Genomic DNA, 14,143 nt, shown 5'->3' on the forward strand with positions numbered 1-14,143 from the left:
TAAAAAGATGTTTGAGGCTAAAGTAATGCGCGTATTGGTTTTGGGTAGTGGTGTGATTGGTGTGGCAAGCGCTTACTATCTGGCGCAGCAGGAAGCAACCGTAACTGTACTGGATCGTCAGGCAGGTCCGGCTCAAGAAACCAGCTTCGGTAATGCCGGGCAGATTTCTCCGGGATACTCGACTCCTTGGGCAGCACCAGGTATTCCTTTCAAGGCAGTCAAATGGATGTTCCAGCATCATGCACCTTTGGCGATTAATGTCGATGGGAGCCTGTGGCAATTGCAGTGGATGGCGCAAATGCTGAAAAACTGTAATGCCCAGGATTATGCCGTGAATAAAGAGCGGATGGTGCGTGTGGCTGAATACAGTCGTGACTGTTTGCGTAATTTACGTCGTGATATTGGTATCTCTTACGAGAACCGCTCTAAAGGTACCTTGCAGATTTTCCGTAAAGATGCGCAGCTGGATGCGGTTCAGCGCGATATCGAAGTTCTGAAAGAAACCGGAGTAGAGTTTGAGCTGCTGGATCGCGATGGACTGGCGCGTGTAGAGCCGGCATTGGCTCAGGCAAAAGACAAACTGGTCGGCGGTCTGCATTTACCCAATGATGAAACGGGTGACTGCTATCTGTTTACCAATGCCCTGGCAGAGCATGCCAAAGGGATGGGTGTGGAGTTCAAGTTTAATCAAAACGTTGAAAAGCTGATTGTAGAAGGTGATCAGATCAAAGGTGTGCTGGTAAATGGTCAGGTGCTCACCGCAGATAAATACGTGCTGGCCTTTGGCAGTTATTCGCGTGATTTTCTTAAACCGCTCGAACTGAATTTACCGGTATATCCGGTGAAAGGTTATTCACTGACCATTCCTATTTTAGATCCGGCCTATGCACCGCAATCTACCGTGCTGGATGAAACCTATAAAATTGCAATCACCCGTTTTGACCAGCGCATCCGCGTAGGGGGAATGGCTGAACTGAGCGGTTTTAACTTGGGTCTGAATGAAGACCGTCGCGGCACGCTGGAAATGGTGACCCGTGACTTATTCCCGGGGGGTGACATGAATCAGGCCAGCTTCTGGACAGGCTTGCGTCCAATGACTCCAGACAGTACGCCAATCATTGGAAAAACCCGCTTTAAAAACCTGTTCCTGAATACCGGACATGGCACATTGGGTTGGACCATGGCCTGTGGTTCGGGCAAATTGATCAGTGATCTGGTATTGGCACGTGATCCTGAAATCAGCACCGAAGGTTTGTCTTTGGCACGCTATCACCAGGCGGCCTAAGACTATCTGATGCGGAATATTCAAGGAGGAGTTTATGCCACGTCCCATTACTGCAATCATTCATCAACAGGCAATTGCGCATAATTTGAGCGTTTCACGCCAATGTATGCCTAACAGTCAGGTTTTTGCCGTGGTCAAGGCCAATGCCTATGGACACGGGATTGAACGTGTTTATACGGCACTTCAGAGTGCAGACGGGTTTGCCTTTCTGGATATTGAAGAAGGTAAACGGTTACGTGCGCTCGGATGCAAAAAACCGTTGCTGTTGCTCGAAGGTATTTTTGCCTTGGAAGATTTATTTGAATGTGCAAAGCATGAAATGAGCTTTGCCATTCATTCCCGGCATCAATTGCAATGGTTGAAACAGTTTGGCGAAATAGCGCCCGATGCACAGTTTGATGTGTATTTGAAAATGAATAGTGGCATGAACCGTCTGGGTTTCGAGCCGCAGCAATATGCAGAGATCTGGCAGGAACTGCATCAGCTGAACAATGTCCGTTCAATCACTCATATGACCCATTTTTCCGATGCGGATGGCGAGCGTTTTGGAGCGGATGGAATTGAGCATCAAAACCTTGTTTTTAGCCAGACCATTCAGGGGCTTGGGGGTAAAACCTCACTCAGTAATAGTGCGGCCATTCTGCGGCATCATCAATCCCTGCATTCCGATATTGTACGTAGCGGCATCATGCTGTACGGCAGTTCGCCGGATTATCCAGCCCATACAATTCAAGACTGGAATTTGCTCCCGACTATGAGCTTACGCAGTGAAATTATCGCCATTCAAACTGTTCAAACAGGCGATAGCATTGGCTATGGTTCCAGATTTATCGCCACGCAGCAGATGCGGATCGGGGTGGTGGCCTGTGGCTATGCCGATGGCTATCAGCGGCTATCGGCGACCGGTACGCCAGTACTGGTTGATTCAGTGAAAACGCATACACTGGGTCGGATCAGCATGGATATGCTGGCCGTCGATGTGACTGCACTGCCACAGGCGGATGTAGGTAGTGAGGTGGTACTTTGGGGGCAATCTTCTCAAGGTGTGCTTTTGCCGATTGATGAAGTGGCTGCCAGCTCGGGCACCATCGGCTATGAGCTGATGTGTGCAGTGACCGCTCGGGTTAATTTTCAGATTGAAAGCTAAGTTTTTAATTCAGTTTTATTTACATATCCAAAACAAGGAAGATCAGCCTGACACAGGCAAATACAGCGATCCAGCGACTCAACAGCAATCAAATCATGAGTGCAGTGACCATACATCATCAAACTGTCTATTTATCAGGTCAGGTGCCGAATAGTACGGATCTGGATATGCGCGGACAGACACTGGAAGTCTTTGCCAAAATTGAGGAATTGCTCGCCCTGGCAAATACCGATAAAAGCCGGCTGCTTTCTGTCCAATTATTTGTAAAACATCTAGATGACTTTGCCACTGTGAACCAGCTTTGGGTGGAATGGTTGCAAGGTCATGGCACTCCGGCACGTGCCACAATTCAGGCAGATTTGGTCAATCCGGACTGGCTGATTGAAATTGCAGTCATTGCAGCTCAAGCTTAATTTGATTTTTGAGGTTTAAATCTGCCCCGCAATGATTGAGCTGGTTCAAGTGCAGTAAATCTCACTGAACAGCGCAGTAATAAGTATGAAAATGTCATATCAACGTTCGAGGACTGAACGCTTTAAATTCAGCTTAAAGCTGTGGTAAAAATTAAAAAGGATGTAAAAATGAAGACCACCCCAAGCACAGAAGACGTAAAATCGTCGCCACATGAGTTGCAACGAAAACTCTCTAACCGACATTTACAGTTAATCGCCATCGGTGGTTGTATAGGTACCGGCCTGTTTATGGGTTCAGGCAAAACCATTGCCCTGGCAGGCCCTTCGATTTTGATCATTTATATGATCATTGGTGGAATGTTCTTCTTCCTGATGCGTGCATTAGGTGAAATGCTGCTGTCCAATCTGAATTACAAATCCTTTATTGATATGGCACATGATCTGATTGGGCCGGGTGCAGGTTATTATATTGGCTGGTCATACTGGCTCGGTTGGGTGCTGGTGGGTATTGCCGATCTCGCGGCGATTATTACTATCTGAGTTTCTGGTTGCCCGAGGGCACAGCCTTTACCCCGATGGGACAGGCGATGATTAGTGTTGGCTGCGTACTGTTTATTCTTGCAATTAACCTGGTAACGGTAAAACTGTTTGGTGAGATTGAGTTCTGGTTTGCACTGATCAAGATTTTAGCCATTCTCGGTTTGATAGTTGTCGGTGGTTATATGGTGTTTAGCGGTTTTCAGGCACCGGGTGGCGCCGTTGCCAGCTTTAGTAATGTCTGGGCACATGGCGGGTTATTTCCCAAAGGCTTTACTGGTTTCCTGGCAGGTTTCCAGATAGCCATGTTTGCCTTTGTTGGGGTGGAACTGCTCGGCACCATGGCGGCAGAAACCAAAGATCCGGAAAAGAACTTACCCAAAGCGGTCAACGCAATTCCTACGCGGATCATTCTGTTCTATGTATTGTCATTACTAATGATCATGTCGGTCACACCATGGCATCTGATTCCTGCCGATCAAAGTCCGTTTGTGAGTTTGTTCCTGTATGCAGGTATTCCGACTTCCGCTATTATTATGAACCTGGTAGTTTTGTCGTCAGTGATGTCCTCTATGAACAGTGGGGTGTTCTCGACCAGCCGTATGTTGTTTGGTCTGGCACGTGATGGGCAGGCACCTCAAGCTTTAGCTCGGTTATTTAGCAGGGCTGTACCAGCCACAGGGTTGTTTTTCTCCTGTGCTTTTATCATGCTGGGGGCGGCGTTTCAATATTTTGTGCCAAACACGATGGAAGCCTTTACCTTGGCAAGTTCGCTGTGTGTGATCCTGTTTATCAGTATCTGGAGCATCATCATGGTGTGCTACATCCGTTACCGTAAGCAGCAACCGCAAAAGCATGCGGCTTCGAATTTTAAAATGCCGGGTGGGGGATGGATGTCTTATATCGTATTGGCATTCCTGTTGTTTGCATTGATTATTTTAAGTCTGGAGTCTGATACTCTAAAAGCGCTAATGATTAGTCCTTTGTGGTTGATTATTCTGGCGGTGACCTATCGTCTGCTGTATAAACCAAGAATAAAAAAGCGTAATTAGTCTTTAGACATACAGTAATTATGGGTTCGGATAATTAAAAAGGGAGTGGAAGAAACCACTCCCTTTTTATGAGGATCTATTTTAATAATGATTGGAAATTGAGTTAACCGCGAATCATGGATAAAAAATTAATTTGATAAAATAGCAGAACTAGGGCCAAACCCGATCAAAATTAAAAAATAGACACCGGATTCAGCGGATGCTGACTTTATTAATGATAAAAGTCTTTTTGCAATGATCTACCTACAATAGGAGCCTCATCTCTTAACATTAGAAAAACAGTCTAAGAGCCAAAATTTTGCAATCATTAGCTAATCTCTTCAGAGCGCAAAGTCTGGATCCTCAAATGGCCGATGAATTGCTGCTAAAAAATAAGCGTGATCTGATCTGATACTTGGAATGAGATTCATAAGAGATCGAACAATCTAAAATTAAATAATTATTTAATAAAATTCAAAAATTAGAATATGTAGGAGTAGATATGAATATCTATGTTGAGCATAAAAACAATGGCCTAAGAGATATCGTGGCAAAATTATTGGATGAAGCCGGCATTCATATTAATGGTGACCAGCCTTATGACATACACATACATAATGAGGATTTTTATAACCGGGTCTTACAGCAGGGCTCATTAGGTCTTGGTGAAAGTTATATGGATGGCTGGTGGGATTGTGACAGGCTAGATATTCTATTTTATAAAATTTTACGTGCTAAGTTAGATAAAAAATTACCGCATAATTTAAAAGATATCCTCAGAATTGCAATTTCTCGAATTAGAAATTTACAGACTCAAAAAAGAGCATGGAAGGTGGGTGAAGAACATTACGATCTTGGTAATGATCTTTTTAACCATATGCTTGATCCATATATGCAATATTCTTGTGCCTACTGGAAAAATACCGATAATCTTTTTCAAGCCCAGCAACAAAAACTCGATTTAATCTGTCGCAAGCTTGACTTGCAGCCGGGTATGCGATTATTAGATATTGGTTGTGGTTGGGGGGGGTTAGCCGAGTATGCAGCTAAAAATTATCAAGTTTCGGTTGTAGGTATTACTATTTCTAAAGAACAACAAAAGCTAGCAGTTGAGCGATGTAAAGGACTCGATGTTGAAATTTTGCTCATGGATTATCGTAACTTAAATGATCGATTCGATCGTATCGCATCTATAGGCATGTTTGAGCATGTAGGGCTGAAAAATTACGATACTTATTTTCAAGTCGTACAACGTAATTTAAATGCTGACGGATTGTTTTTATTGCACACCATTGGTTCTAATACAACCAGGATTGGTGCTGATCCATGGATAACTAAATATATTTTCCCTAATGGTTACATACCCTCAATCGAAAAAATTGCTCATTTTAGTAGTGACAAATTTATTATGGAAGATTGGCATAATTTTGGTACCGATTATGATTTAACACTTCGGGCTTGGTCTGAAAGATTTATTCAAGCGTGGCCAGAAATTGAAGCCAATTATAGTACGCGCTTTAAACGAATGTTTAATTATTATTTAAATGCCTGTGCCGGAGCATTTCGAGCAAGAGAATTACAATTATGGCAAATCGTATTCAGCCCAAATGGTATAGAAGGAGAGGTTCGAATTGCACGTTAGAATATGAGATTAACGATGAGTTACGGATTAGAATGTTTCTTTAAAATCATCCAGAAAATTTCTGCTGATCTCATACTTTTCTACGTTCTTTAAGATCAATTTAGAGCGATTTTCGGACTAAAAATGATTTTGAGGCTTAAGCCAAGAAAATGCAAAGGCAGCAGTCATGAACATGAGGTAGTAAACCGAATTTAAGTAACAAGAAAATTATTTGTATGAAGGTCTGTTGAGAATTAACGTGAGTTAATTGCACTGGCAAAAAGATGAATCATAGCGTGAAAACCTGAATCTGGTTTTCTCTGCGTAGGGCTAGGCATTTAAATTCTTTTAATTTGCAAAAGTCATTAGCGATCAAATGCCTTACCTGCCCATAAGACTTGAAACTCTGTAGCTTTGATTAATGGCTTAACTTCTACTAAATCAATAAAGTGTCCGGGCATTAAGTAGAATTTAACTGAATTCCAAAACTATCACTTAACCCTAAAATTTTAGTCGTCATTCCCTCTCTTGCTTTGTCTATAATCTGACTATGACGATATGCTTTAACGCGATTTATGCAGCAGATCGGCATTGACCAGATGTTGCATTGTAGCTTTTTCCAAGCGATGTATCTGGCTTCTGGCATTGCTCGATAAGATGCTGTTTAAATTCAGTTGTACAGGTTTGACGAGACTTTTTTTAGCGTTGGTATAGTGTCTCTACCTGTCGTTAAATTCTTAAATAGGTGTCCATCGAGATTTTTGGATATTATCCCCATATTCCTGAGTTAGAAAAAGTGGGATTTACTAGATGCTTACATGGGTATTATGGAAAACTTGGCTTAAGCAAGATTTGGATTAGTGGGTAAAAAAAGATTTAAAAAAACCTCCTATTGGAGGTTTTTTTAAATCAAATAAATTAAAACTGCGGTTTAACCACCACCAGAATTACCACGGCAAATAAGATCAGGGTTGGCATCTCATTAAAATAACGCCAAAACTTGTGTGACTTGTAATGTGGATTATCAATCAGTTTCTTACGGTAATAGCCACACACCAGATGGTAAATGACCAATAAGCCGACCAAGCCGACTTTAAGGTAGAACCATAAGGCTTCATGGTAATGCTGCGTTGCATCACCCCAGTCGACCAGAAAGTGTGCGGTAATCAGAGTGGCCAGCATAGCTGGCCACATGATGCCACGGTACAGCTTACGCTCCATGACTTCAAAGCGCTGATGGCTAAGAACATCTTCGCTCATGGCATGATAAACATATAAACGCGGCAAGTAGAACAAAGCCGCGAACCAGCAAACCACTGCAATAATATGTAATGCTTTTACCCACAAGAAAGCATCAGAAGGAGCATCCATTAAGTCACCCTAAAATGGGCGGCTTAGCCTTCCCATTTTTTGAAGATGAGACAGGCATTTACGCCGCCGAAACCGAAACTGTTACTCATCACAGTATTCAATTTTGCGTCACGTTTTTCAAGCACGATATCAAATGGTTTTGCACCTTCATCCAGCTCGGTCACGTTAATGTTTGGAGCAATAAAGTCATTTTGCATCATCAGAACCGAATAAATCGCTTCTTGTACGCCGGCAGCACCAAGACTGTGACCTGTCATGGACTTGGTTGAGCTTAGTGGAGGAACCTGACCTTCACCAAAAGCACGTTCCATTGCTTTCAGTTCTGTGATGTCGCCTGCCGGAGTAGAAGTACCATGTGTATTTACATAGTCAATCTTATCTATACCGTGTTGTTTGGCTTCTTCTAAAGCCATAAGTACACAACGTGTTGCACCTTCACCAGATGGCGCAACCATGTCGGCACCATCCGAGTTAGCTGCATAGCCTACTACTTCTGCAAGAATGTTGGCACCACGTGCTTGCGCATGTTCCAAAGACTCAAGCACCACAAAACCACCACCACCGGCAATCACGAAACCGTCACGGTCAGCAGAATAAGGGCGTGATGCTGTTTCAGGGCTGTCATTGTATTTAGAGCAGAGTGCGCCCATCGCATCAAATAATAAGCTTTGTGACCAGTGATCTTCTTCACCGCCACCTGCCAGCATTAAATCCTGCTTGCCAAGTTGAATCAGGTTGTAGGCATAGCCGATCGCATCGGCAGAGGTTGCACATGCACTGGTAATGGTATGTGCCACACCTTGTAATTTGAAAGCTACGCCAACGTTTGCTGTAATGGTGTTAGTCATGTTGCGCGGTACAAAGAAAGGACCGACTTTACGCGCGCCTTTGGTTTGCAATAATTCGTTCATTTCAATGACAGATGCAGTTGAGCCGCCGCCTGAACCACCGGTAATACCATAACGTGGGTTACCCGCTAATTCTTCAACCTGTAAACCTGCATGTTCGACTGCAGCAAGGGCAGAGTTGTAGGCATACATCGCACACACGCCCATAAAGCGTTTGAGTTTGCGGTCAATACCGTCAAAATCCTGCTCGGCTGCAGCACTGACATGACTTTTGAAATTGAGTTCAGCATAAGTCGGATTAAAACGTGTTCCTGAAATCCCGTTTTGTAAAGAATGGTTTACATCCTCTAATGTATTACCAATACACGAGTTAATACCCATGCCAGTGATGACAACACGTTTCATCTACAGATCCTTATAGTTTAGCTCTATGCCCAGCGGCAGATACAGGGACTTTTAAATCGCCAAATTCAGCGCTAAGCCTTATTTCATGATGGGGAACATGATAGCAGAAAGGCTTTTGAAATCTTATGGCAAATGTTATGCCGTGTGACAGTCGGTTGAGTTTGTGAGTCGGCGTGTAGGGGTTTTACTAAATGAAACAGAATAAAGTTGAGATAAATGCTGACTACACCTAGTATTTATACCAAATACAAGCACATGAATGCTGAGGTAAAAAATGGTAAATGCTAATAATAAACAATCTAATGGTCTGATTTCGAATGCCTTTGGAGTGGCGAAAAAGTTCAGTTCAACCGGATTGGATTTATTGAATCATGTTGCACCGGATTCGGTAACTAAGGCGCTAAAGCCTTCAGGCTCTGATCAGGTGATTAATGGTTCGGCAAAGACGAAAAGCGCTTTTTCAGCTAAAAAATATGACAATCCTCAGCAAATGCTCCGCGATCATCTTCCAAACGTATCCCGTCAACTTCTCGGGCACCGTTTTAATACCGTGAATAATGTCGCGCATTTTGTTTCTCCAGACCTGACAGAAAAAGTATCCAATTATTTTTATGAGCGTTTGAACCAGTTTAGTAATCAAACCAGTTCAGTGGATGCCATTCTGGATGAAGCTGGAGCGAAAAATTTAGAGGAACTCACTCAGGACGTCGATCGCTCGAAACGTATTTCACAAGCTTTGGGTGAGCAGAATAAATGGATTGCGGCAATACAGGGCGCAGTGAGTGGTGCTTCAGGAGTGCTGGGCACCGCGATCGATATCCCGGCTTCTTTACTCATGGCGCTGCGTACCATTTATCAGGTTGGCCGTTCTTATGGTTTTGACCTGAGTAAAGAAGAGGATCAGGAAATTGTCCAGCATATCTTTAGACAGATAGACCTCGGCCTGATTGCAGAAAAGCAGACCTTGTTGTGGGGCTTAAAAGCTGTAAGCAATACGCTTAAAACCCATGATATTTCCCAGTTACAGGCAATGCTTGGTTCTGATAATGATGTCAGTGCCATCAAGCAGTGGCTAAGTCGTCATGAGGTAGAGTCTAAATGGGAATGGATGAATCATCTGCCAAAAACTTCGATTTTGGAACAATTAACCAAACTCACTCCTCTGGCAAGTGCAGGTATTGGTGCAGTATATAGCCATCGTTTTGTTGAGGATGTAAATCAGAAAGCTCAGGAGGCCTTCTCACATGCACGTCAATACCTGATTCAGCATCAGGATTCAGAACTCTCACCTTATGCTGCCTATGAGAAAGCAGTCAGTTTGTTGCAACAGGCATCCCCTAAACTGCTCAATGGTGCCTCTCAGGTGGCTGAACCTCCGAAAGATAAACCGATCATGGATAAAGAGATTCCGGTTGAGGGAAATGATAATATTAGCCAGGTCAAGCTGGTCAAAAAAGAGCAGAATGATCTGAGTTCTCAAGAAGTTGAAGTGAAGGAAGATGAAAAGGTAAGTGAAGGTCTGGAGGCACTCAGCGATGAGTTGGTTGAGCCTACGGCAGAGAAGCAGTCACAACAACCAGCTTTAACCAAAACTTCATTTGATCCGGAAGTTGAAGCTGAATTTCATCCAGAAGCTGCAGCCGAGGCTGAATCTACTGCAGAGGCTTCAGAGCAGGGGGGAGATGAGCCTGAAAATTCAGAAACTGAATCTGAAATTCAAGAAGTTACAAAAAAAACCGGTAAAAATTCGAAAAAATAATCGAATTTTGAGGCTGAAATAAAAGCATGCAATGTCGTGAGAATCGGCATTTGCATGACTTGATTAGGTTGACCAATTTTGCATCTTGAATTACAATTGCATGCCCTCAAAAAGTAGTATTTTTTTGGGGCTTTTTATTAACGGGAGAATTGCCAAATGGCAACAACAAATCAGTTGATCCGCAAGGGTCGTACGACTTTAGTTGAAAAATCTAAAGTTCCTGCGTTGAAGGCTTGTCCACAGCGCCGTGGTGTTTGTACACGTGTTTACACAACTACACCTAAAAAACCAAACTCAGCAATGCGTAAAGTTTGCCGTGTTCGCTTAACTTCAGGTTTTGAAGTTTCTAGCTACATCGGTGGTGAAGGCCATAACCTGCAAGAGCACAGTGTTGTTCTTATCCGTGGTGGTCGTGTTAAAGATTTACCGGGTGTACGTTACCATACCGTTCGTGGTTCTTTAGACTGTGCTGGTGTTAAAGATCGTAACCAGTCTCGTTCTAAATACGGTACTAAACGTCCTAAGAAATAATTCGTTAAGAATTAAATTTTAAGAACGTAGAACCGCAATCCTTTATCGTCTCGCTTGTCTGATTTCTGCATTTAATTTTGTGAAATTCAAGCGACGTGTAGTAAGGCCAGCGAATGCACATGACACTTTGTGCTAATGCTGGATAAACCTGAAGTGTCATCTTTATAGGTAGTTTAAAATGCCAAGACGTCGCGTAGTCGCTGCTCGTGAAATCCTTCCGGATCCTAAGTTCAGCAGCCAAACAATCGCTAAATTCATGAACCACGTAATGCAAGATGGTAAAAAATCTATTGCTGAAAGTATCGTTTACGGTGCTTTAGACCGCGTTCAAGAAAAATCTAAAGTAGACCCAGTTGAATTTTTCGAGACTACTCTTGAAAAAGTTCGTCCAATGGTCGAAGTAAAAGCACGCCGTGTTGGTGGTGCTACATACCAAGTTCCTATGGAAGTGCGCCCATCCCGTCGTACTGCTCTAGCGATGCGTTGGTTAGTAGATGCTGCTGCTAAGCGTTCTGAAAAAACTATGGCTTTACGTCTTGCTGGCGAGTTGCTTGATGCATCTGAAGGCAAAGGCGCTGCGGTTAAGAAACGTGAAGATGTGCACCGTATGGCTGAAGCCAACAAAGCATTCTCTCACTATCGTTTCTAAGCAGATAAAACAGGCCCTATTCAGGAAGGTGATAAGACCGTCATGGTTTTGTCACCAAAGCGCTTTAAGTTGCTACGCAGCTTAAAGCGTCCTGTTTTAAACAACAAAATTTAGGAATGCTAGAAATCATGGCACGTCAAACCCCAATTTCTCGTTACCGTAACATTGGTATTTCTGCGCACATTGACGCAGGTAAGACAACGACTTCTGAACGTATTTTGTTCTACACAGGTGAGAGCCATAAACTTGGTGAAACTCACGAAGGTTCGGCAACTACGGACTGGATGGAACAAGAGCAAGAACGTGGTATTACCATTACCTCAGCAGCTGTAACATGCTTCTGGAAAGGTATGGGCAACCAGTTCGAACAACACCGTATTAACGTAATTGACACCCCGGGACACGTTGACTTCACGATCGAAGTTGAGCGTTCTATGCGTGTTCTTGACGGTGCGTGCATGGTTTACTGTGCTGTAGGTGGTGTTCAGCCTCAGTCAGAAACTGTATGGCGTCAAGCAAATAAATATAAAGTACCTCGTATTGCGTTCGTTAACAAAATGGACCGTACTGGCGCAAACTTCTTCCGTGCAGTTGAACAAGTTAAAACACGTCTTGGCGGTAATCCAGTGCCAATCGTTGTTCCAATTGGTGCAGAAGAAAACTTCCAGGGTGTTGTTGACCTAATCGAAATGAAATCGATTATCTGGGATGAAGCATCTCAAGGTATGCAGTTCGAATATGGTGAAATCCCTGCCGAATTACTTGAGCTAGCTCAAGAATGGCGTACTAACCTAGTTGAAGCTGCTGCGGAAGCATCAGAAGAACTGATGGACAAGTACCTAGAAGGCGAAGAGCTTACTAAAGAAGAAATCGTTGCCGGTATCCGTAAGCGTACACTGGCAAACGAAATTCAACCAATGCTTTGTGGTTCAGCATTCAAGAACAAAGGTGTTCAACGTATGTTGGACGCGGTAATTGAATTCTTGCCAGCGCCGACTGACGTTGAAGCGATCAAGGGTATCCTTGATGACAAAGCTGAGTCTGAAGGTTCTCGTGAAGCGTCTGACGAAGCGCCGTTTGCTGCGTTAGCGTTCAAAATCATGAACGACAAATTCGTAGGTAACTTAACCTTCGTACGTGTTTATTCTGGTGTTCTTAAAGCGGGTAGCCCGTGTTATAACCCAGTAAAAATGAAGCGTGAGCGTGTTGGCCGTATCGTACAGATGCATGCAAATGATCGTAAAGACATTGAAGAAATTCGTGCAGGCGACATTGCAGCGTGTGTAGGTCTTAAAGATACGACTACGGGTGATACATTGTGTGATGAAAATCACGTGATCACTCTAGAGCGTATGGAATTCCCAGAGCCAGTAATCGCACTTGCAGTTGAACCTAAAACTAAAGCTGACCAAGAAAAAATGTCAGTTGCTTTAGGTCGCTTGGCGAAAGAAGATCCATCGTTCCGCGTTCGTACAGACGAAGAATCTGGTCAAACGATTATTGCTGGTATGGGTGAGCTTCACCTTGACATCATTGTTGACCGTATGAAGCGTGAGTTTGGTGTTGAAGCGAATATTGGTAAACCAATGGTTTCTTACCGCGAAACAATCAAAAAGACTGTTGAGCAAGAAGGTAAATTCGTACGTCAAACTGGTGGTAAAGGTAAATTCGGTCACGTATACGTACGTTTAGAGCCGATGGATCCTGAAGCTGGTAAAGACTACGAGTTCGTTGAAGAAGTTGTAGGTGGTGTTGTACCTAAAGAATTCTTCGGCGCGGTTGACAAAGGTATCCAGGAACGTATGAAGAATGGTGTCCTTGCTGGTTATCCAGTAGTTGGCATCAAAGCGACATTGTTTGATGGTTCTTACCATGATGTCGATTCTGACGAATTATCGTTCAAAATGGCAGGTTCTTATGCCTTCCGTGATGGTTTCATGAAAGCGGATCCTATCCTTCTTGAACCGATCATGAAAGTTGAAGTAGAAACTCCAGAAGACTACATGGGCGATATCATGGGTGACTTAAACCGTCGTCGTGGTATGGTTCAGGGTATGGACGATTTACCTGGTGGTACTAAAGCAATCCGTGCTGAAGTTCCATTGGCTGAGATGTTTGGTTACGCAACTCATATGCGTTCTATGTCTCAAGGTCGTGCGACTTACTCTATGGAATTTGCTAAATATGCTGAAACTCCACGTAACGTGGCTGAAGGCATTATTTCCAAGTTCCAGTCTGGCGGTAAAAAAGGTGACGACGAGTAATCTTTCGATTACTATAAGCCCAAACTAATTCATAGTTAAACCCAAGTGCTCATGCAGTGATCCTGCATGGGTAGTTTAAAAAGGAAGATCTCATGGCTAAGGCTAAGTTTGAACGTAATAAGCCACACGTTAACGTGGGCACAATTGGTCACGTCGACCATGGTAAAACAACTTTAACAGCTGCGATTGCAACTGTATGTGCGAAGAAATTCGGCGGCGAAGCGAAAGACTATGCTGCAATCGACTCTGCACCAGAAGAAAAAGCACGTGGTATTACAATTA

11 protein-coding genes and 1 pseudogene are annotated in these 14,143 nt (G+C 43.5%); 10 read left to right on the forward strand and 2 right to left on the reverse strand.

Annotated features, from left to right (window positions below):
• Window positions 1-25: 25 nt before the first annotated feature.
• The 5 genes and pseudogenes from KUG37_RS06245 to cfa all read left to right on the forward strand — a co-directional run bounded on the left by KUG37_RS06245 (window position 26) and on the right by cfa (window position 6,055).
• The gene (locus KUG37_RS06245; protein WP_216934779.1) at window positions 26-1,285 is read left to right on the forward strand and encodes a D-amino acid dehydrogenase; all 1,260 of its coding nucleotides are present in this window, start codon (window positions 26-28) and stop codon (window positions 1,283-1,285) included.
• 34 nt (window positions 1,286-1,319) lie between these two features.
• A complete protein-coding gene (gene alr / locus KUG37_RS06250) occupies window positions 1,320-2,432 on the forward strand; it encodes an alanine racemase (RefSeq protein ID WP_216934777.1) in 1,113 nt (370 codons plus the stop codon).
• A 47-nt stretch (window positions 2,433-2,479) separates the two neighbouring features.
• The gene (locus KUG37_RS06255; RefSeq protein WP_216934881.1) at window positions 2,480-2,845 is read left to right on the forward strand and encodes a RidA family protein; all 366 of its coding nucleotides are present in this window, start codon (window positions 2,480-2,482) and stop codon (window positions 2,843-2,845) included.
• 168 nt (window positions 2,846-3,013) lie between these two features.
• A pseudogene (locus KUG37_RS06260) lies at window positions 3,014-4,434 on the forward strand (amino acid permease).
• A 481-nt stretch (window positions 4,435-4,915) separates the two neighbouring features.
• On the forward strand, window positions 4,916-6,055 hold the full coding sequence (gene cfa, locus KUG37_RS06265; protein ID WP_216940309.1) for a cyclopropane fatty acyl phospholipid synthase: 1,140 nt from the start codon (window positions 4,916-4,918) through the stop codon (window positions 6,053-6,055).
• Window positions 6,056-6,952: 897 nt separating this feature from the next.
• On the opposite strand, the gene KUG37_RS06270 is transcribed toward cfa, so the two are convergent.
• Together KUG37_RS06270 and KUG37_RS06275 are read right to left on the reverse strand one after the other, a co-directional pair.
• Window positions 6,953-7,405: a CopD family protein gene (locus tag KUG37_RS06270; RefSeq protein ID WP_216940311.1), complete on the reverse strand. Its 453-nt coding sequence runs from the start codon at window positions 7,403-7,405 to the stop codon at window positions 6,953-6,955.
• A 23-nt stretch (window positions 7,406-7,428) separates the two neighbouring features.
• Window positions 7,429-8,658, reverse strand: a complete 1,230-nt coding sequence (locus tag KUG37_RS06275; protein WP_216940312.1) for a beta-ketoacyl synthase N-terminal-like domain-containing protein — start codon at window positions 8,656-8,658, stop codon at window positions 7,429-7,431.
• A gap of 274 nt (window positions 8,659-8,932) precedes the next feature.
• Here KUG37_RS06275 and KUG37_RS06280 point away from each other — a divergent pair, with 274 nt between their 5' ends.
• The 5 genes from KUG37_RS06280 to KUG37_RS06300 form a co-directional block, all read left to right on the forward strand.
• Window positions 8,933-10,417: an EcsC family protein gene (locus KUG37_RS06280; protein WP_216940314.1), complete on the forward strand. Its 1,485-nt coding sequence runs from the start codon at window positions 8,933-8,935 to the stop codon at window positions 10,415-10,417.
• Window positions 10,418-10,573: 156 nt separating this feature from the next.
• Complete coding sequence (rpsL, locus tag KUG37_RS06285; RefSeq protein ID WP_002050319.1) at window positions 10,574-10,948, forward strand: 30S ribosomal protein S12; 375 nt, start codon at window positions 10,574-10,576, stop codon at window positions 10,946-10,948.
• Window positions 10,949-11,126: 178 nt separating this feature from the next.
• Window positions 11,127-11,597, forward strand: a complete 471-nt coding sequence (gene rpsG / locus KUG37_RS06290) for a 30S ribosomal protein S7 (RefSeq protein ID WP_004279240.1) — start codon at window positions 11,127-11,129, stop codon at window positions 11,595-11,597.
• Between the two features lie 128 nt (window positions 11,598-11,725).
• Complete coding sequence (fusA, locus tag KUG37_RS06295; protein WP_216940315.1) at window positions 11,726-13,861, forward strand: elongation factor G; 2,136 nt, start codon at window positions 11,726-11,728, stop codon at window positions 13,859-13,861.
• A 92-nt stretch (window positions 13,862-13,953) separates the two neighbouring features.
• Window positions 13,954-14,143 (forward strand): GTP-binding protein (locus KUG37_RS06300; protein WP_240627330.1); only part of this gene is annotated, 190 nt, incomplete at its 3' end.

This window comes from Acinetobacter sp. BY419 (assembly GCF_019038395.1).
In the GTDB taxonomy this organism is placed as follows: Bacteria; Pseudomonadota; Gammaproteobacteria; order Pseudomonadales; family Moraxellaceae; genus Acinetobacter.

Bases quoted from the DNA above. Each gene is read 5' to 3' on its own strand.
- KUG37_RS06245 (WP_216934779.1), top strand. From the start codon at position 26: ATGCGCGTATTGGTTTTGGGTAGTGGTGTGATTGGTGTGGCAAGCGCT.
- alr (WP_216934777.1), top strand. From the start codon at position 1,320: ATGCCACGTCCCATTACTGCAATCATTCATCAACAGGCAATTGCGCAT.
- cfa (WP_216940309.1), top strand. From the start codon at position 4,916: ATGAATATCTATGTTGAGCATAAAAACAATGGCCTAAGAGATATCGTG.
- KUG37_RS06270 (WP_216940311.1), bottom strand. From the start codon at position 7,405: ATGGATGCTCCTTCTGATGCTTTCTTGTGGGTAAAAGCATTACATATT.
- KUG37_RS06275 (WP_216940312.1), bottom strand. From the start codon at position 8,658: ATGAAACGTGTTGTCATCACTGGCATGGGTATTAACTCGTGTATTGGT.
- KUG37_RS06280 (WP_216940314.1), top strand. From the start codon at position 8,933: ATGGTAAATGCTAATAATAAACAATCTAATGGTCTGATTTCGAATGCC.
- rpsL (WP_002050319.1), top strand. From the start codon at position 10,574: ATGGCAACAACAAATCAGTTGATCCGCAAGGGTCGTACGACTTTAGTT.
- rpsG (WP_004279240.1), top strand. From the start codon at position 11,127: ATGCCAAGACGTCGCGTAGTCGCTGCTCGTGAAATCCTTCCGGATCCT.
- fusA (WP_216940315.1), top strand. From the start codon at position 11,726: ATGGCACGTCAAACCCCAATTTCTCGTTACCGTAACATTGGTATTTCT.